The sequence below is a fragment of the Clostridium sp. 1001275B_160808_H3 genome (assembly GCF_015550425.1).
Classification (GTDB): Bacteria; Bacillota; Clostridia; order Clostridiales; family Clostridiaceae; genus Clostridium.
The window spans coordinates 22,895-42,194 of record NZ_JADNAT010000020.1; the positions used below are offsets into that span (position 1 = coordinate 22,895).

The following is a 19,300-nucleotide window of genomic DNA, read 5'->3' on the forward strand; positions in this document are numbered from 1 at the left end:
TATGCTAATACAATCATTATTTGCATTTTTTTCTACTCTTGGTTTTGGTATATTATTTAATATAAAAGGTCAAAAATTATTTTATGCTGCTTTAGGTGGTGGATTAAGTTGGTTTATAAGCATATATTGTGAGAGCTTAGGATTTAATACTACTTCATCATTTTTTATTTCATCAATTATATTTAGTATTTACTCAGAAGTTCTTGCAAGAATATTAAAAACCCCTGTTACAACACTTATAATTTGTGCCTTAATTCCATTAGTTCCTGGCGGAGGAATGTATTATACTATGTATGAAGCTATAAATGGGGATATAATGAAGTCTTTAGAAATAGGTTTAACTACACTAGCAAATGCTGGTTCACTTTCTCTTGGCGTTATATTTGTATCAACAGTTACTAGACTTTTAATGTCTGCTAGAAAAAAGAGAGAATTTAGAGAATTAGAAAGACGTGCAAAAAGAAAATTTAAATAATAAAGCCATACACTATAATATCCTTTAGTGTATGGCTTTTAAATTATTCTTCTATTGAAATAGCTGTTACTGGACAGCTTTCACAAGCTTCTCTTGTTGCATCTTCAAATTCTGCTGCAACAGTTCCTTCTATAGCAACTGAAACTCCTGTTTCTAATGAAAATACTTCTGGACAGACTCCTTCGCAAAGTCCACAAGATATACATGTATTTTCGTCAACAAATGCCTTCATGCAATTCGCCTCCTTTACTCACATTATCTTATATCTTCAAAAGTTAATGTGCATTTATAAGTTAATATACCATAATTATAAATAATTATTTTCATTTGTCAATATTATTAGACAAGCATTATTACTAATAAATATTAATTATTCCTTATTTAATAGATTATAATAAGTTTATGTCGTTTTCTCTACATACTTTTAAATTTTTTTCATCCCATGTACTTGCTTGTACTTCTCCTATATGAGCTTTATTTAAGAAATACATACAAATTCTAGATTGTCCTATTCCTCCCCCTATTGTATAAGGTAATTCTCCATTCAATAGCATCCTATGAAAATCTAAACTTCTTCTATCATCATTTCCAGAAACTCTAAGTTGATAATCTAATGCTTTTTCATCTACTCTTATTCCCATTGAAGATAGCTCTACAGCTCTATCTAAAAGAGGATACCAGAATAATATATCTCCATTTAAGTTCCAATCATCATAGTCAGGGCTTCTTCCATCATGCTTTTCTCCTGAACTTAAAACACCTCCGACCTTCATTAAAAATACTGCTTTATGTTCTTTGCATATAGCATCTTCTCTTTCTTTTGGAGTGTATTCTGGATACTTATCTTCTAACTCTTGAGTAGTTATAAAAAATATTTCTTCTGGCAACTTATCTTCACCTTTGATTAAATCTTTATGGACATAATTTTCAGTTTCCTTAAAAACATCATAAATACTTCTTACTACTTCTTTTAGTTTTTCTTCAGTTCTATCTTTTTTATCTATAACTTTTTCCCAATCCCATTGGTCTACATAAATAGAATGTAAATTATCTAATTCTTCATCTCTTCTTATTGCATTCATATCAGTATATAATCCTTCTGATACTTTAAATCCATATCTATGAAGGCTTAATCTTTTCCATTTAGCTAATGAATGAACTATTTCCACATCATTTCCAGTTGCTAATACATCAAACTTTACTGGTCTTTCTACTCCATTTAGATTATCATTAACACCGCTTTTAGAATCAACAAATAATGGTGCTGAAACCCTTGTTAAATTTAAGCTTTCTGCTAGTTTCTTTTCAAAGAAGTCTTTTATTTTTTTAATATGAACCTCTGTTTCAATTAATGTTGTACTACTTTTGTAACCTTCTGGTATTATTATTCCTTCTACTTTCATTTTAAATTTCCCCCTTCAAATAAGTAATTAATTAAATTTAAATAATCAAATCCCCAAGAGTAAAACAGTTTTATTACAATAAAAAAAGCTTTCATCCTTTATATATAAAAGGATGAAAGCTATAATTCCATGTTGCCACCTTAATTCACTATTACTTCACAATAATAGACTCTTCAAGTACGTAAGTAAAACTTAGATACTCTAGCACTATAACGGGTGCAACCCGGTTACCGCCTACTAGTTGTTATCTTTCGGGGTACGGCTCAGAGATGTTATTCAAATTAACTTTCTTATTCTACTCACAGCAAATGTAGAACTCTCTGAAAAGATACATCAATTTTACTTCTTCTCATCATAGCCTGTAATTCAATTATTTATAAAGAATATTATCACTTTATTAATATCTTGTAAATATCTATTTAAAATTTTTTCAATATTTATTTTACAAATGTATTTATAGTTTTTATTAATTGTTTTAAAGTTTCTTGCTCACATGAGCCCTCTTCAATACCTAAGCAATTATTTGCATAATACTCAATAGTTAATCCACCTACTCTGTTTATTGCTGATCTAATAGCTGATATTTGTACTAATATATCAGAGCAACACACATTTTTCTCCATCATTCCTTGAATTCCTTTTACTTGGCCTTCAATTCTTTTTAATCTATTTACTATATCTTTTCTTAGCTTTTCGTTTTCCTCTTCCATACTTAAAACCTCCATAATACTATACCTCTATAGGGTATATATATTTTAACATTTATATATCTATCTTTCAATTAAGAATGTACATAATTATTAATGATTCAGTAAACCAATATAAATAAAATTTATTTTTTAACTATCTTATTTACTCTTATATAAATTGGTATAATTAGTTTTATTAAGTATTATTTATAAATTTAAATTAATTATATTCACTATAGTTCTTATATTATTAAAAATATAGCTACTACTGCTTTTTATATAATTTAATTTATTATTATTTTAAGTGCTATAATAAGCTTATATATAAATAGTATTATGTTAATTTCAATTTTATATGATAAATCATGGAGGTTCTTATGGAGAAAATTTTAAATATATTTAATAATCAAAAAGAGTTTTTTTATTCTAATAAAACAAAAGATATTAACTTTAGAATTAATAATTTAAAAAAACTTAAAAATATAATAAAAGAAAATGAAAAAGATATTATGGATGCATTATACAAAGATTTAAGAAAATCAAATTTTGAAAGTTATGCTACTGAAATTGGACTAGTTTATGATGAATTAAATCTTCATATAAAAAATTTAAGAAAATGGTCCAAAAGAGAAAGAAAGAAAAGCCCTATTGTTCACTTTCCTGCTAAAAGTTATATTTATAAAGATCCTTATGGTGTTACTTTAATAATAGGCCCTTTTAACTATCCATTTCAATTGGTTATAGCCCCATTAATAGGTGCTATATCCGCTGGAAACTGTGCTATTATTAAGCCTTCAGAAAATACTCAAAATACAGCTTTACTGCTTGAAAAAATAATAAACGAAAATTTTGATGAACATTATATAAGCGTTGTTAATCCATTAGGTGGAAAAGACACGGTTTCTTACTTATTAGATTTAAAGTTTGATTATATTTTCTTTACTGGAAGCGTTAGAGTTGGAAAAATAGTTATGGAAAAAGCCTCAAAAAATCTTATTCCAGTTACTTTAGAACTTGGGGGAAAAAGCCCTTGTATAGTAGATGATTCAGCAAAGTTAGATTTAGCTGCTAAAAGGATAGTTTGGGGAAAATTTTTAAATGCTGGTCAAACCTGTGTTGCTCCAGATTATATATTAGTTCAAAAAGACGTTAAAGAAAAATTACTACTGGAATTAAAAAAAGAATTATTACTACAATTTGGAACTGATATAAAATCTAGTTCTGATTTTCCACGCATAGTAAACAAACATTCATTATTAAGATTAAAAAACTATTTAAATGATGGTGAAATATATTTTGGAGGATCAGTTGACGAAAAAGATTTATATTTAGAACCAACTATTTTAACAAACATCAAAGAAAACAACTTGATTATGGAAGAAGAAATTTTTGGACCTATTCTTCCTATTTTAGAATATTCAAATTTGGATGAAGCTTTAAGTTATGTAATAAATAAAGATAAGCCCCTTGCATTATATTATTTTTCGGAGGATTCCACTTCTATAGAAAAAGTATTAAGTTCAACTACATCTGGTGGCGTTACAATAAATGACACTATAATTCATGTTGCTTCTTCCTATTTACCATTTGGTGGCGTTGGTCCAAGTGGCATGGGGGCATACCATGGCAAAGCAAGCTTTGATATATTCACTCATAAAAAATCTGTAATTAAAAGAGGAACTTTCATTGAATTTCCAATTAAATTTGCACCATATAATAATAAAATAAAATTATTAAAAAAAGTTATGAAATAAATATTCAAATGTAAATTACATCTTATATAATTTACCTCTCTTGAAACCTTTTCATTATTAGAGTATTATATACTTATATTTTAATATTCAAATATAAGGAGGACTTTATGAAAAATTTTAATTATAAAAATGGTACTGAAATCATATTTGGAAAAGATACTGAAAATAATGTTGGTGCAGAGGTAAAAAAATATGCTAATAAAATATTACTTCACTTTGGTGGTGGTAGTATAAAATCTACTGGATTATATGATAAAGTTATAAATTCATTAAAGAAAGAAAATATAGAAGTAGTTGAACTTTCTGGAGTTAAACCTAATCCAAGAGTATCCCTTGTAAGAGAAGGTATAGAACTTTGTAGAAAAAATGATATAGATTTTATCTTAGCTGTTGGTGGCGGTAGTGTTATCGATTCAGCTAAAGCAATAGCTGCTGGTGTTAATTATAATGGAGATGTTTGGGACTTATTTTTAGGCACACCTATAAATCATAAATGTCTACAAGTAGCAACTATATTAACAATACCTGCTGCTGGTAGTGAAACAAGCTCTGGTTGTGTTATAACAAATGAAGATGGATTATATAAAAGAAGTGCTGGACACCCTACACTAAGACCTGTATTTTCTATTTTAAACCCGGAACTTACATTTACTTTACCTAAATATCAAACTTCTTGTGGTATTGCAGATATGTTTGCTCATATACTTGAAAGATACTTTACTAATGAGCAATATGTTGATTTAACTGATAGATTATGTGAAGGTTCTTTAAAAGCTATAATAAATAATGCATTAAGATTAAATATAAATCCTAATGACTACAATGCAAGAGCAGAAATCATGTTATCAGGTATGGTTGCTCATAATGATTCTTTAAGTATGGGTAGAGTTGGAGATTGGGCAACACATGATATAGAACATGAATTAAGTGGAATATATGATATTGCTCATGGTGCTGGACTTGCAATTATATTCCCTGCTTGGATGAAATACGTTTATAAACATGATGTAAATAGATTTGCTCAATTTGCAAATAGAGTTTTTGACATTGATATAAATATGAATGATCCTGAAGAAACAGCTCTTCGTGGTATTGAAGCTTTAGAAAACTTCTTTACTAAAATTGAACTTCCAACTAGATTAAGTCATGTAAATATTAGCGATGGACATATAGATGAAATGGCAAGAAAATTAGTTGCTCATTGCGATCATGTAGGAAACTTTGTAGAAATACGTTATCCTGAAGCTTTAGAAATTTTAAAATTAGCTCTTTAATCTATAGAATGAAAAAGGTGTTACTGCTGAGTAACACCTTTTTTCCTTCTAACTTTATCTAAGATACTTTAAAATATTCCTCTAAAATTACAGCCCTTATTGACTCATACTTTATACTATCAGGTAAATATTTTTTCAAAATACTTACCTTTTCATACCCATTTACCTCACAAGCTTTTAATATTTTTTCTTTATCTTCATTATTATAATACTTATTTAAATTTAAACTAATAGAAAATTCTCCATTTTCCTTTATATAGTCTGTTACATACCCTAATATTGTAGAAACAGATACTTCAATATCTTCCGAAATTAATTCTAAACTAACTCCATCTTTTATCATATCTATAGCTATTTCTTCATTTGATCTCTTTTCTCCATCAATTATCACTTTTCTTTTTCCTTTTTCTTCGAAAAGTATATTTAAGTTTTTTTCTACTACAAACCTTCTTACTTCTTCTATTATTTCATTTCCATACTTAGTTATTTTTTTAGGTCCTATTCCAGATATATCTTTTAGTTCATCTAGATTCAAAGGATATCTTCCACTTATTTCTTTCAAAGTATTTAAAGATAAAATAGCTTGTGGTAGAGAGTTTTCTTTATTTGCAAATTCTCTTCTAATTACTTTTAACCTTGATAACAACTCTATATTACTATCAACATTCAAATAAACTTCTTCATTTTTCTTCTTATATTCATTATTAACTAGTTTTATATTATTTTCATCAACATACTCTTTAATTGTATTAATAAATATTTCTCCATATTTATTTAGTTTTACTTCTCCAACTCCACTAATATTCATAAGTTCATCTAAATTAAGTGGATATTTTGTACTCATTTCTCTTAGCGTATTATCACCAAATATAATATAAGGAGGAACCCCTTCTTCGTTTGCAATATTAAATCTAAGCTCTCTTAAAATTTCAAATAATGTATTATTATCATTTGAAGTACTCTTAATTTTAACTTCCTTAAATTGAACTTTTTCTTCTCCCTTTATAACTTTAATTGATCTATTATTAAGCTTTATAACTGGATATGTACCCTCCACATAATCCATATATCCATGAGAAATTAAAGTGTTTATAAATACCTTAAGTTCATCACTAGAATAATCCTTCATTATTCCGTAAGTTGATAATTCATTAAATTTTAAATTGATAACTTTACTATTTTTAGAACCTCTTAGCACATCTACTACCATTGTTACTCCAAAAGACTTTTTCATTCTATAAATACATGATAATACCTTTTGTGCATCTATGGTTTTATCTACTAATTCGCCTTCACTTAAACAACTACTACAGTTATTACAATTTTCACTAACAACTTCTCCAAAGTAGCTTAAAATATATTTTCTATAACAGTCATTACTATAAATTAAATCTACCATTTGCTTAAGTTTAAAATATTGATTATTCTTTCTCTCTATATTTTCAGTACTAACTTCTATTAGATATTTTTGTGTATGAATATCACTTGGAGAAAATAATAGTATACACTCACTTTTTTCGCCATCTCTTCCTGCTCTACCTATTTCTTGATAATAGCCTTCTATATTTTTAGGCATATTATAATGAATTACAAATCTAATATTAGGTTTATCTATTCCCATTCCAAAAGCATTGGTGGCAACCATTATATTAATTTTATCTTTAATAAAATCTTCTTGGTTTTCTTTTCTTAATTCATCATTTAACCCTGCATGATATCTACCTGCTTTATAACCATTAGAAGTCAATAGTTCATAAATATAATCAACTTCTTTTCTTGTTGCTGCATATATTATTCCTGAACTGTCTTTATTTTGTTCTATATATTTTAATATATAGCTCTTTTTATCATTTCCTTTTTCTATATTAATAAATAAATTTTCTCTATCAAACCCAGTTACAAATAAACTTGGTTTTCTAAGTCCAAGTAAATTTATTATATCCTCTTTTACTTCTTCTGTTGCTGTTGCAGTAAAAGCTGTTATGATTGGTCTTATACTAAGCATTTCAATAAAATTTTTTATTCTTCTATAACTTGATCTAAAATCATGCCCCCATTGAGATACACAATGTGCCTCATCTATTGCAATTTGACTTATTCTACATTCCGTTATAGCCATAATAAACTCATATGATTCTAATCTTTCAGGAGCTACATATATTATTTTGTATTTATTTTCTTTAACATTAGTTATTATTTCTTCAAATTCTCTAGAAGTTAATGAACTGTTTATATATGCAGATTCTATTCCCATCTCTTTTATTGCATCAACTTGATCCTTCATTAAAGATATAAGCGGAGAAATTACTATAGTTACTCCATCTAATAATAATGCAGGTATTTGATAACAAATCGATTTTCCTCCACCAGTTGGCATTATAGCTAATACATCATTTCCACTTAAAATGCTATTTATAATATTTTCTTGCCCTCTTCTAAAGCTTTTATATCCATAATATTTTTCTAATATTTCTAAGCCTCTATTTTTCACACAAAACACTCCTTAAAACTATCTACCATTTATTTAACTATTATAATTATCGACACAAACATACGTTCTTAATCATATATAATAGTTAAATAAGTTATCTAGAAATCGTACAATTATTTTTTCAACTAATGCTCTTCATAATTAACACTTGTAATTAGTACATTTAACATTTGTTGTAACTTACATATTTAAAAGAAAAGTGAAGGGACTCCTTCACTTTTTCATAATAATTTCATTCTTAACTAATTTATTTTTATTCTTTTCTTTATAATAAAATATCTTGTAAAAAGTTATAAATCCCAAAACAAATACTATTACTATTATAGCATATAATTTAAATACTTCTTCTGGTAATACATCAATAATTGGATCTGTTTTTGAATCAAAAACCCAATAATCATTATTGAAAAATATCTTATGAAATATTACAAAAGCCTTTGAAAAATCTATAAATATTGAAGTAAGTAATATTGTGATTATACTTATAAGTGTATTAGCTCCATAATTAAGAATTTTAAAGACCTCAAATTTTTTATTGTGTCGATTTAAAATAAATTTAATTATTAAAAAGGCTAGTACTATAACTATAATAATTAAGTAAATATTCAAAAATATTTTTTTCACTTCATAAAAATGAAATTCTCCATTAGTACTCATTATAAAATTATTAAATTTTAGCTTTTTTATAAATGGATTTTGTAAGTAATTTAATAATAGATTATAATCATTCATTAACGCTTCTTTTGAAAGTTGACCTAATTTTGTTAAATTATATTTATCTATTGAATAACTATAAATAATCCTTAAATTTAAAGATATGATTACGCTTAATCCAATTGTAAACAATGCTACCATTATTCCTTGAATAATCTTGGATATTGAAATTAACAACCTCTTCATAGTTTACCTCTTTTATTTTTCAACATTATTAATAAGTATTAATTATATGAATATTTAGCAAAATATAAAATATCTATTTTAACTTATATACATAATAACATAATAATTATAATTTTGAATAGAAAAAATAAAACAAATACTCTATGTATAAAACAATTTAATTTTAGTTACATTGAAACTAATTGAAATACAAAAAAATATAAGATAGTTAGTAGAAATTCATACTAAATATCTTATATCCATAGTATTATCTTTAATTTTTACTACTTTTTCAGTCTACTTTAAAACATTCACATCTTCTTTCAAATTTACCATTTTCTTTTATAGATTTTATCATAACGTAGTTAGAATAACATGTTTTTTCTTTATTGTAAAAACACTTTTCTGCATTACACTCTATATGTGGAAAAAGTAATTTATCATTTATTTTATATAATTTATCTATATATAAATCTGTCTTCCCCATCATGAATACCCTTTTAGAAATTTTATATTTTTCAAATGTTACACAAGATGTTTTTATTTCATCATCTAGCTTATTGACAATTTTAATTTTATCATTATCACATATTCCAAAAAAATTATAATTGCACTTTCTAACATTACAGGCTAATCTATTCATTTGATCATCCTTTCTATAAGAGATTTTCCTCCTATAGAAAGTTTTTGCATTATATCATATATTTATTCTTATATATAAATTAACCTATTATTAAATCTATATTTTCTTTGTACTGTGGATATTTTTTATTTTTATACAATATTGCGTTTTTTGGGCAACAGCTCATGCACCTACAACACATAATGCAATTGTCTCTAAATTTAATATCATCTCCTATATATTCTATATTCCTTGTAGGGCAAACCTTTACACACAAATTACATTTATCACAACTAGAATTTATAGAAAACTTATAAGAATTTTTATATAGATCTTTAGTTTTAAATTTATATAACCTCTTCATTATTGTTGCTTTAAAATTATTTATTTCTTCTTTACTATAATTTTCAATTAAAAAATTTGCAACTGTATCTTTTATTTCATTGGATGAACTCTGATAAATTCTATCTAAATCATTATTTTTAACATTTCTATAATTTTTACTTATAATAAAACTATCTGGCATTTTAAAATTCTTAGTCACTATAACTTTATATTTTTTTTCTAATAAAATTTTTTCTAATTCATTAAAGCATATTTTATTTTTATCCTTCCCTGTAGTAAATATCATTGTTTTTACTTCTTTATACGACATACCTAAATTATCGTTTATATATTCCATAAAATTTTGAGGAATATATTCAAAATATTTAGGAAATCCAAGTATTAAATAATCATATTCAAAGTTCTTAATATTTATCTTTTCTTCTATAGAATGATTTTCTATGTCACAACCATTTTTTACAAATTCTTCTTCTATTTTATTTGCAATAAACTTTGTATTTCCACTGCCACTAAAATATAAGATCAACCCCTTCAATATAACCCTCTCCTTTTATTACAATTAAAATTTAGCTAGGCTACAATAATAAGCTTATGTTAATAATTATATATTATATGCATAATATTGGAAATTATTTTAATTTTACATATATATATCTTATTTACTCTTTTTCATCAAAATAAAAAAAGATAGGACTTTTTCCTATCTTTTTCACTCATTTTTTATTCTATAATTATTGCATCTGATTCATTAAATTTCCAAAATAAAATTGCTGATACTAATATGGCTCCACATATTAATGCATATACAAGGAATAATGAATTTCCAAGCCCTCCAAATAGTATTATAAGAGAACCAATTGTTGCAAGAATAGGATTTATCTTACCCTTCCATAATCCCTTAACCTCGCCACTTAATCCCATTTTAAATACCTTAAAATATAATAATATATACAGTACATAATTTACTGTAATAGAAATTTCTGATATATCACTATTTGGTAAAAGATTATACCTTTGTGTTAAATAATGAATAAATAAGCAAGTTATTGAAATTATAAATGCCACTAATGAAGAGAAAATTGGCATTCCTAATTTTTCATTAACAATTTTTACTTTATTTGATTTTGGAAACATTCCTCTTATAGCTAAGGAATATGGTAATCTAGTATGTCCCATTATTAAGCCATTCACAGTTCCTAAAATAGAAATAACTACAAATGTTAATATAATTTTAGCTCCCCAAGCTCCAAACAATTTATTAGCCGCTAAATCAACATGTGCATCTCCTAAACTCATAATTGTTTCAGGACCAACATACATACTTATACCAACAAAATATAATACATAAATAATTAATATAAATAATGGAGCAACTACTAAAGCTTTTGGTAAATTTCTCTTTGAATCTTTTATTTCATGTCCAATAGATGTTGCTATAATCCATCCATCAAAAGAAAACGCTATAGGTGCAATTGCAGCTATCCATGTTGCTGACTTCATTTGCGTAATATCATTTATTGAAATTTCACTAGGATTTCCAAAGAAAACTCCTGCTAAAGCTATTAATATTAATGGAATAACTTTAATAACAGTTGAAGCATTTTGAAAATACCCTCCTAATTTTGCTGATAAAATGTTTAATATATAAAATAATACAATAACTGCAAAACCAATAAATATTTGAAGTTCTAACCCACCGCTAACTCCAAATAACATACATATATATATACCTGATACCCATGCAACTACAGCAATAAGTGTAGGGTAATATAAGAATGTATGAAACCATCCAAATGCACAAGCTATTGATTTATTATATGAGAATTCAGCATAAGTTATTATTCCTCCTGCAGTTGATTCTCTAGATGCCAATTCTGAAATAGTTAAGCTTCCAAATATAATTCCCATAGCAGCAATACAGAAAACAAGTACTCCTAAGCTTATACTTCCATTAGTTGCTACTAAGATATTATCACTCTTGAAAAATATTCCAGATCCTATTACAATTCCTACTATCATACCTATGGCAGTAAATAAGCCATATTCATTTTTCTTCATATTTCCACCTCTTCTTGTTAAGTTTTATTAATAATGACAAATAACTATGTCCACTATATCACAAAAAAGCAAAAATAAGAATATAAAATTAACAATTTTTAAGTATAATTTAAATATTTAATTCATTTTATCAATAAAACCCAATTTAATTTTCTATATTTGTTTTTAATAACTCCATTGGTATTTTTAATAATTACACTATTTCTATTTCTATATAATCTCTAAAATCTACTTACCCTTCTTATTATCAATTACCAAAATAATTATATATAACATTAATCAATTGTAAAATTAGCCAAATTTAATATTTTATTTTTTCTTTTACTTCTCAATATCTTAACACTAAACTTATAAAAATATTGCCACTATTCTCCACTTTATCTATATAATATTTATAATTTTTCTAAATATATTATTGATATATTTAAAAATGTAACATTTTAAGCTTTATTTAATTTATATAGAAAAAGAAATTTGTATATATTTTAAAATTATCTCAATCTTAAATATGTTATTTAGTGCAAAAATCCAAATTTTATATTTTATTAATATTCTTATTGAATAATTTTTTCTTTAAATGTAAGATATTTGTAGAGAGTGCAATCGTTTGCTCTTTCTTATTAAATTTTAACATATATATGGAGGGGTTAAAAAATGAAAAAAGTATTAGCAACTGTTTTAGCTGCATCTTTGATGGCTGGTGTATTTGTTGGATGTTCTTCTAATTCTGGCAAAACAGAAAACGATACCAATAAGAGTGATGAAAATAAAGTAGTTAAAGTATTTCAACTTAAAGTTGAGATTAATGATGCTTTACAACAACTAGCAAAAAAATATGAAGAAGAAACTGGAGTCAAAGTTGAAGTTACTTCAGTTGGTGGTGGGGCTGACTATGGTGCAGCTTTAAAGGCTGAATTCCAAAAAGGTACTGAGCCAGATATTTTCATGGTTCAAGGGGCTGGTGACTTAGAAGTATGGTCTCATAAAGTTGATGATTTATCTTCTGAAAAATGGGTTTCAAATGCTGTTAAAGGTACATTAGACACAGTAACAAAGGATGGTAAAATCTATGGTATGCCAGTTGCAACTGAAGGATACGGACTAATATATAATAAAGAAATTTTAGATAAGGCATCTATAGACCCAAAATCAATTGACACTTTCGATAAATTAAAAGCTGCTGTTGAACAATTAGATTCCAAGAAAGCTGATTTAGGTTTAGAAAATGTTATATCCTATACCACAAAAGAATTTTGGGTAACTGGAAATCATACTTTTAATATTGGACTAGCTGCACAAAATAATCCTGCACAATTTACCAAAGATTATATTGATGGTAAAGCAGACATTGTAAATAATCAAGGATTTAAAGATTGGATGAACCTTGTTGACTTACTTTGTAAATACGGTGGAGGAGCTTCTTTAGACACAATAGACTATAGTACTCAAGTTGGTAACTTTGCTTTAGGTAAGACTGCTTTCTTACATCAAGGAAACTGGGTTGCTGGAGATTTAGCAGGACTAGGTGCAGATTTTGATATGGGATTCATTCCATTATCTATTAATAATGACACTAAAATAAGTGGAAGCATTCCTGTTGGAGTTCCAATGTACTGGACAGTTAACAAAGATTCTGCTGCAAATGCTGAAGCTAAAGCATTCCTTGATTGGATGGTTACTAGTGAAACTGGTCAAAAAGCTTTAATAGAAGATATGAATATGATACCAGCATTTACTAATTTCAAAGTTGAAACCGAAGATAAATTAGCTAAGTCAATAATCGAATATAACAATGCTGGAAAAACTCTTCCTTGGGCATTTACTAATCTTCCTGATGGATTCAACAAAGAAAAATTAGCACCTATTTTCTCTAAATATGCTAAAGGAGAAATTGATCAAACTAAGATGCTTGAAGAAATTCAGGCTGCAACAAAAAAATAAGCCATGATATTTTCTTGTATCCGCAAGGGATTATAATACCTTGTGGATACTTCTATTATAGATAAGTTTTATAGGAGATGATAATATGAAGAAAAAACGTAAATCTAATAAGGGGTTCTGGCTTTTTCTAGCTCCCTCTTTATTTGCACTAACTATGGTAGTAATAATTCCATTTTTGATAGGAATATATTATACATTTACTAATTGGAATGGTGCTAATCCCAATTACAATTTTGTAGGTCTCTCTAATTATAGTAATCTTTTTAAAGATACTCAATTTATTTATTCCTTCAAAATTACAATAGTTTATACTATCGCAAGTGTTATCTCTATAAATTTAATAGGCTTTGGACTAGCTTATTTTGTTACTAGAAATCTGAAAACAAAGAATTTCCTTAGAACTGGTTTCTTTATGCCAAATTTAATCGGTGGACTTATTTTAGGATTTATATGGCAATTTCTATTCAACTCAGTGTTTACATCTGTAGGCGCTAAATTGGGATCAGATTTTCTAGCAACATCTCTTCTTCAAGAAAGAAATACTGCCATTTTAGCCATGCTTATAGTTTCAGCCTGGCAATATGCTGGCTATATAATGGTTATTTATGTAGCTGCACTTGAAAATGTACCTACTGACTTAATTGAAGCAAGTCATATTGATGGTGCTAATGGGCTACAAGCCTTTAAGCATATTACTTTACCTATGGTTGCCCCATCAATAACAATATGTTTATTTTTAACTCTTGCAAATTCTTTTAAATTATTTGACCTAAACTTCTCTTTAACACCTTTAAAGCCAACTGAAATGTTATCTTTAAATATATATAATGAAGCATTTTCATCAAATAATATGGGTATTGGCCAAGCCAAAGCTATAATATTCTTTATATTTGTTACGGCAATTTCCTTAACCCAAGTTTACTTTACTAAGAAAAAGGAGGTTGAAATGTAATGAGTAATAAAAGACATAATAAATTAAAAACATTAAATAGCTATAATTATAAATTAGGAATATTAGAATTTCTTGGATGGATATTGCTTATAGTTTATATGATTCCATTTTATCTTATGATTATGAACTCTTTTAAAACTAGAAGAGAAATTTTTGCTAATACTACTGGTTTACCTTCAGAATGGAATTTTAGTAACTATTCAGCTGCAATTGAAAGAATGAACATGAGCAGTGCATTTATTAACTCATTTATAATAACTGCATTAAGTATAATATTAATAGTTTTATTTTCCTCAATGGCTGCTTGGACTTTAGCTAGAACTAAAACAAAAACAAGCAAAGCAATATTTTATTTGTTTGTAGCAGCAATGATAGTTCCTTTTCAGGCTGTAATGCTTCCATTAGTAAAATGGATGGGTATGATGCGTATTGATGCTATAAACTTTAGTATGCTTGGAACACATTATGGACTTATTTTTATGTATATAGGATTTGGATCAAGTATGAGTATATTCTTATATCATGGATTTATAAATAATATTCCTTTAGAAGTTGAAGAAGCTGCTATAATAGATGGTTGTAACAAATGGCAAATATACCATAAAATCGTATTTCCCCTTTTAAAGCCAATTACTGTAACAGTTATGGTTTTAAATGGTATATGGATATGGAATGACTTTTTATTACCTTTCTTAACTATAAACGGTAAAATTAATACTATTCCGCTTGCCATGAATACTTTCTTCGGTGCATTTTCCAAGCAATGGGAACTAGCTATGGCAGCGCTAATTTTAGCTGTAATTCCAATTATTATCTTCTACTTCTTTGTTCAGAAATATATAATTAAAGGAATAGTTCAAGGTTCAATTAAATAATAACTTTATTTCCTATATTAAGTTTTATAGTTTATACTTAGTATATACTACGAAACTTATAAAGGAGATTTTATGGAAAATATTATTATTTCTTATCTCTTAATTGTTAACATTATAGCTTTTATAACAGTTTATATAGACAAGCAAAAAGCTATAAAAAAACAATGGAGAATTAAAGAATCTACTATCATTTTTATTGCATCAATTGGTGGAAGTATAGGAACTTATATAGGAATGTATTTTTTTAGACATAAAACGAGACATCTTAAGTTCACCTTAGGGATACCACTAATAATTTTAATACAGCTCTCAATTTTTATATTTATAAAAAATAGAATTGGATAATTTATAATAAATTATCCAATTCTATTTTAAACTATCTTTGAAATCACTCATTTGTATAAACCAATTTTTAAAATCATCAATTTTATTATCCAAGTAATTTATTCTTTTTACAGTAAAATATGTTATAGGCTTATCATTTTTAAAACCTAATTCCTCCAAAACTCTGTGGTCTTTATTATAAATAGAACAACAAATTTCTATATTTTCAATTGCCTCTTCTATACTATCTCTAAATAGTTTGCATAATAAAATTTTAGTGTATTCTTTATCTATTGAATTTAATTCTAATATTTCAATTTTATTTTTACCTTTTTTAAATACAATTGAAGCTAATACTAATTTATTTTTGCTAACAACATAATTATTATATTTCTCCATAGGATTTTCTCTAAATAACCATCTTAAATAATTTGCATCTTTATAAATTTTTATTTTATTAGAATCATTTTTTAATACTAATGAATAATTGAAATTATACTCATTATCTATATATACTTTTTGAATATCACATCTATTTATATGATAAATATCCTTATCCTTAATTTCTAACTTAAGTGTTGGTATCTCATATATATCCTCAAACCCAAACTTTTTTACTAAATTATAATGGCATATCTCATTTGGAAATCCTAATAATAACTTATAGTCTCTTTCTTTTAGCTTTTCATAAACTTTTATTGCAAGTTCACAAGATAATCCATTATTCCGAAAATCAGGCCTAACTAATATTGGCATAGATATTCCTGATTTAATTATCTCATCATCTACTACTAAATTAATAGGTAAAACTAAATAACTTGCAATCATTTTATTATTTTCTCTTGCAATACAAAGAATAAAATCATCTATTGGGTTATTTAAATATCTCCATAAAAAATAATCCCTACTTAAGTCTTTATTAAGACAAACTTTATTTAAATCCTTTAATTCATCTACTATTTTATTAAAATCTTCTTTATCTACAAACTCTAATTTCATAATTACACCTACTAGTTTTTCTTCTAATAAAATATATGAATCTTAAATTCATTACGTTCTAAAAAAAGGAGGACATATGTAATTTTTATTATTCTATAGCCATATTAATATTAAAATTAAATTATATTAACTTAAAGATTAAAATAGGGTTATAAAAAAACTATCCATAGAATAGACTTCATATTACTTACTAAAGAGTAGCTAAAGTAAATTGGAATAGAATTTATATAACATAAATTCTATTCCAATTTATTAAATATCTTTTTTAGAATATACGTTAGATGTAATAAAATATGATGCTAAAACCAATGTAAATACGCATAGACCAACCAGTATTTTAACTATTAACATATCAAAATTTATCTTAGGCAAGTACTTTATTAATTCAGTTGAAAACACCATTGGAAAAACTGCCAAAAATACAAGTGCTATTCTACCTTTCTCAAATCCTAATATTAATTCGAACGGAATCAATATGGACATCATAAAAATACCTATGCCTATCATTATATAAATCAATGACCATAATGGACCAATTTCACTTATTGTAACTATATTAAAAGAAGTTAATCCTGTATATAATACTGATGATATTATAATAGCTATTAGTGTATTAATAGCTACAAATATATATCTTGATAATATATATTCTTTTGGCTTTATTGGCAGAGAATATATTAAATAATTCATTTTACTTTTTTCTTCATAAAATGCAGTGCTGTAGCATGTAGCCATTATATATAATGCTCCACTAAAGGTTATCATTTGAGGACTTATAAAGCCTAAAAATATTCCCATAGCAATTACTAGAGCCATATATTTCTTTAGCGACAATACTGTTTGAAATTGCAAAAATAATAAATTTAGTATTCTGTTCATATTAATCCCTCCTAGTATAATAAAGCATAATATCTTCTAAAGTTGGTTTTTCATAAATAACTTCACTTCCAAATATCTCAAATACTTCTTTTTTATTTGATGCTAATCCTTCAAACCCAAACTCATTAGTTTTAATAGAAATAAGATATTTTCTTGTTTCATTATCTAAAAGTTCTTTTTTTCCTTTTATTATAGAATGCTGTTCTAAAATTTCGTCTTTCTCTCCATATAAAATGATTTTACCTTTATATATAAATATAATATAATCAGCACATTTTTCTAAATCACTAGTTACATGAGTTGAGTAAAAAATTGTAAGGTTTTCTTTTTCCATTTCTTCTTGCAATATTTCTAAAAACTCATTTCTTACAATTGGATCTAAACTAGCAGTAGGCTCATCCATTATTATAATTTTAGGCTTTATGGATAATGCCATAGTTAATTCAAATTGCTTCTTTTGCCCTTTTGATAATTTTCCATAAACCGCTGACTCCTTTATATTGAATTTATTAATTAAATTATTATATAAATTTTCATCCCAGTTACTATAAAATCTAGATACAGAAGCCTTTATATTTTTTAATTTACTTTCTTCTAAAAAACCACATACATCACCAACAAATCCTATTTGTTCTTTAGCCTTAGGTTCTTCCGAAATATTTTCTCCTAGAACTAATATTTCTCCTTCATCACATTTAATCATATTCATTATAGCTTTTATAGTAGTTGTTTTTCCTGAACCATTCGGGCCAATAAATCCTGTTATGAAGCCCTCCTTTACTTTTAATTCTTCTATATTTAATTTAAAATTCTTATACTCTTTTTTTAAATTTTTAATTTCAATTGCCTCCACTATTATACCTCCTCATATAAACTCTTAAATATTTCTAACGCCTCATCTAATGTTAATCCAATAGCTTTTGCAGAAATTATTGCTTCTTCTAATTTATTTTCAATTTCAAACATAGCCACTTCTTTAAGTCGTTCATTATTTGCTTCGGCTACAAAAGTTCCTTTACCTACAACAGTTTTAATAAATCCTTCTTTTTCAAGTTCTTCATACGCTCTTTTAGTAGTAATTATGCTTACTTTCAACTCTTTAGCTAAAGTTCTTATTGAAGGTAGTGCTTCGCCAGGCTCTAAAGTTAAATTAATAATTTGATTCTTTATTTGATTTTCAATTTGCTCATATAAAGGCACTTGTGAGGAATTGCTAATCACTATATCCACTTTTTCACCTCCAATTGTATATGAAGTGTATATACTATATATATACATATATTAATTCATATATACACTATTGTCAATAGAATTAAAAATTTAACAGTCTAATAAACATA

At 26.1% G+C, this 19,300-nt stretch carries 19 protein-coding genes and 1 other annotated feature; of the genes, 7 read left to right on the forward strand and 12 right to left on the reverse strand.

Features of this window, described 5'->3' with window-relative positions:
• The first annotated feature begins 1 nt into the window (after window position 1).
• A complete protein-coding gene (locus I2A75_RS14010; protein ID WP_195265577.1) occupies window positions 2-475 on the forward strand; it encodes a threonine/serine exporter family protein in 474 nt (157 codons plus the stop codon).
• A gap of 43 nt (window positions 476-518) precedes the next feature.
• On the opposite strand, the gene I2A75_RS14015 is transcribed toward I2A75_RS14010, so the two are convergent.
• The 3 genes from I2A75_RS14015 to I2A75_RS14025 all read right to left on the reverse strand — a co-directional run bounded on the left by I2A75_RS14015 (window position 519) and on the right by I2A75_RS14025 (window position 2,588).
• Complete coding sequence (locus tag I2A75_RS14015; protein ID WP_195265579.1) at window positions 519-707, reverse strand: ferredoxin; 189 nt, start codon at window positions 705-707, stop codon at window positions 519-521.
• 157 nt (window positions 708-864) lie between these two features.
• Window positions 865-1,878: an aspartate--ammonia ligase gene (gene asnA, locus I2A75_RS14020; RefSeq protein WP_195265581.1), complete on the reverse strand. Its 1,014-nt coding sequence runs from the start codon at window positions 1,876-1,878 to the stop codon at window positions 865-867.
• A 105-nt stretch (window positions 1,879-1,983) separates the two neighbouring features.
• Window positions 1,984-2,243 (reverse strand) — a binding site (T-box leader).
• Between the two features lie 72 nt (window positions 2,244-2,315).
• Window positions 2,316-2,588: a metal-sensitive transcriptional regulator gene (locus I2A75_RS14025; RefSeq protein WP_195265583.1), complete on the reverse strand. Its 273-nt coding sequence runs from the start codon at window positions 2,586-2,588 to the stop codon at window positions 2,316-2,318.
• Between the two features lie 356 nt (window positions 2,589-2,944).
• Between I2A75_RS14025 and I2A75_RS14030 the strand changes: the two genes are divergently transcribed.
• Complete coding sequence (locus I2A75_RS14030) at window positions 2,945-4,321, forward strand: aldehyde dehydrogenase (protein WP_195265585.1); 1,377 nt, start codon at window positions 2,945-2,947, stop codon at window positions 4,319-4,321.
• A 107-nt stretch (window positions 4,322-4,428) separates the two neighbouring features.
• Window positions 4,429-5,595: an iron-containing alcohol dehydrogenase gene (locus I2A75_RS14035; RefSeq protein ID WP_195265587.1), complete on the forward strand. Its 1,167-nt coding sequence runs from the start codon at window positions 4,429-4,431 to the stop codon at window positions 5,593-5,595.
• A 58-nt stretch (window positions 5,596-5,653) separates the two neighbouring features.
• On the opposite strand, the gene recQ is transcribed toward I2A75_RS14035, so the two are convergent.
• The 5 genes from recQ to I2A75_RS14060 form a co-directional block, all read right to left on the reverse strand.
• A complete protein-coding gene (gene recQ, locus I2A75_RS14040) occupies window positions 5,654-8,086 on the reverse strand; it encodes a DNA helicase RecQ (protein ID WP_195265589.1) in 2,433 nt (810 codons plus the stop codon).
• A 213-nt stretch (window positions 8,087-8,299) separates the two neighbouring features.
• The gene (locus tag I2A75_RS14045; protein ID WP_195265591.1) at window positions 8,300-8,986 is read right to left on the reverse strand and encodes a TIGR01906 family membrane protein; all 687 of its coding nucleotides are present in this window, start codon (window positions 8,984-8,986) and stop codon (window positions 8,300-8,302) included.
• A 271-nt stretch (window positions 8,987-9,257) separates the two neighbouring features.
• Window positions 9,258-9,608 carry a DUF1540 domain-containing protein gene (locus I2A75_RS14050; RefSeq protein WP_195265593.1) on the reverse strand — a complete coding sequence of 117 codons (351 nt, stop codon included), beginning with the start codon at window positions 9,606-9,608 and terminating at the stop codon, window positions 9,258-9,260.
• A gap of 79 nt (window positions 9,609-9,687) precedes the next feature.
• The gene (locus I2A75_RS14055; protein ID WP_195265595.1) at window positions 9,688-10,467 is read right to left on the reverse strand and encodes an EFR1 family ferrodoxin; all 780 of its coding nucleotides are present in this window, start codon (window positions 10,465-10,467) and stop codon (window positions 9,688-9,690) included.
• A gap of 185 nt (window positions 10,468-10,652) precedes the next feature.
• On the reverse strand, window positions 10,653-11,990 hold the full coding sequence (locus I2A75_RS14060) for an APC family permease (RefSeq protein WP_195265597.1): 1,338 nt from the start codon (window positions 11,988-11,990) through the stop codon (window positions 10,653-10,655).
• A 654-nt stretch (window positions 11,991-12,644) separates the two neighbouring features.
• Here I2A75_RS14060 and I2A75_RS14065 point away from each other — a divergent pair.
• The 4 genes from I2A75_RS14065 to I2A75_RS14080 all read left to right on the forward strand — a co-directional run bounded on the left by I2A75_RS14065 (window position 12,645) and on the right by I2A75_RS14080 (window position 16,103).
• Window positions 12,645-13,931 carry an ABC transporter substrate-binding protein gene (locus tag I2A75_RS14065; RefSeq protein ID WP_195265599.1) on the forward strand — a complete coding sequence of 429 codons (1,287 nt, stop codon included), beginning with the start codon at window positions 12,645-12,647 and terminating at the stop codon, window positions 13,929-13,931.
• A gap of 85 nt (window positions 13,932-14,016) precedes the next feature.
• Window positions 14,017-14,883, forward strand: a complete 867-nt coding sequence (locus I2A75_RS14070) for a sugar ABC transporter permease (protein ID WP_195265601.1) — start codon at window positions 14,017-14,019, stop codon at window positions 14,881-14,883.
• A complete protein-coding gene (locus I2A75_RS14075; protein WP_195265603.1) occupies window positions 14,883-15,758 on the forward strand; it encodes a carbohydrate ABC transporter permease in 876 nt (291 codons plus the stop codon). Before I2A75_RS14070 ends, I2A75_RS14075 begins: the two co-directional genes overlap by 1 nt.
• Before the next feature lie 72 nt (window positions 15,759-15,830).
• Complete coding sequence (locus I2A75_RS14080) at window positions 15,831-16,103, forward strand: DUF1294 domain-containing protein (protein WP_195265605.1); 273 nt, start codon at window positions 15,831-15,833, stop codon at window positions 16,101-16,103.
• A 21-nt stretch (window positions 16,104-16,124) separates the two neighbouring features.
• On the opposite strand, the gene I2A75_RS14085 is transcribed toward I2A75_RS14080, so the two are convergent.
• From I2A75_RS14085 to I2A75_RS14100, 4 genes are all read right to left on the reverse strand, one after another.
• Window positions 16,125-17,081, reverse strand: a complete 957-nt coding sequence (locus I2A75_RS14085; protein ID WP_195265607.1) for a GNAT family N-acetyltransferase — start codon at window positions 17,079-17,081, stop codon at window positions 16,125-16,127.
• Between the two features lie 252 nt (window positions 17,082-17,333).
• Window positions 17,334-17,960, reverse strand: coding sequence for an ABC-2 transporter permease (locus tag I2A75_RS14090; RefSeq protein WP_195265609.1), 627 nt, complete (start codon window positions 17,958-17,960; stop codon window positions 17,334-17,336).
• 1 nt (window position 17,961) lies between these two features.
• The gene (locus tag I2A75_RS14095; protein ID WP_195265611.1) at window positions 17,962-18,813 is read right to left on the reverse strand and encodes an ABC transporter ATP-binding protein; all 852 of its coding nucleotides are present in this window, start codon (window positions 18,811-18,813) and stop codon (window positions 17,962-17,964) included.
• Between the two features lie 2 nt (window positions 18,814-18,815).
• A complete protein-coding gene (locus tag I2A75_RS14100) occupies window positions 18,816-19,190 on the reverse strand; it encodes a GntR family transcriptional regulator (RefSeq protein ID WP_195265613.1) in 375 nt (124 codons plus the stop codon).
• Window positions 19,191-19,300: the final 110 nt, after the last annotated feature.

Coding starts and splice junctions, on each gene's coding strand:
- I2A75_RS14045 (WP_195265591.1), bottom strand. CDS start 8,986: ATGAAGAGGTTGTTAATTTCAATATCCAAGATTATTCAAGGAATAATG.
- I2A75_RS14060 (WP_195265597.1), bottom strand. CDS start 11,990: ATGAAGAAAAATGAATATGGCTTATTTACTGCCATAGGTATGATAGTA.
- I2A75_RS14035 (WP_195265587.1), top strand. CDS start 4,429: ATGAAAAATTTTAATTATAAAAATGGTACTGAAATCATATTTGGAAAA.
- I2A75_RS14080 (WP_195265605.1), top strand. CDS start 15,831: ATGGAAAATATTATTATTTCTTATCTCTTAATTGTTAACATTATAGCT.
- I2A75_RS14030 (WP_195265585.1), top strand. CDS start 2,945: ATGGAGAAAATTTTAAATATATTTAATAATCAAAAAGAGTTTTTTTAT.
- I2A75_RS14015 (WP_195265579.1), bottom strand. CDS start 707: ATGAAGGCATTTGTTGACGAAAATACATGTATATCTTGTGGACTTTGC.
- I2A75_RS14065 (WP_195265599.1), top strand. CDS start 12,645: ATGAAAAAAGTATTAGCAACTGTTTTAGCTGCATCTTTGATGGCTGGT.
- I2A75_RS14075 (WP_195265603.1), top strand. CDS start 14,883: ATGAGTAATAAAAGACATAATAAATTAAAAACATTAAATAGCTATAAT.
- I2A75_RS14025 (WP_195265583.1), bottom strand. CDS start 2,588: ATGGAAGAGGAAAACGAAAAGCTAAGAAAAGATATAGTAAATAGATTA.
- I2A75_RS14010 (WP_195265577.1), top strand. CDS start 2: ATGCTAATACAATCATTATTTGCATTTTTTTCTACTCTTGGTTTTGGT.
- I2A75_RS14090 (WP_195265609.1), bottom strand. CDS start 17,960: ATGAACAGAATACTAAATTTATTATTTTTGCAATTTCAAACAGTATTG.
- I2A75_RS14085 (WP_195265607.1), bottom strand. CDS start 17,081: ATGAAATTAGAGTTTGTAGATAAAGAAGATTTTAATAAAATAGTAGAT.
- I2A75_RS14070 (WP_195265601.1), top strand. CDS start 14,017: ATGAAGAAAAAACGTAAATCTAATAAGGGGTTCTGGCTTTTTCTAGCT.
- asnA (WP_195265581.1), bottom strand. CDS start 1,878: ATGAAAGTAGAAGGAATAATAATACCAGAAGGTTACAAAAGTAGTACA.
- I2A75_RS14050 (WP_195265593.1), bottom strand. CDS start 9,608: ATGAATAGATTAGCCTGTAATGTTAGAAAGTGCAATTATAATTTTTTT.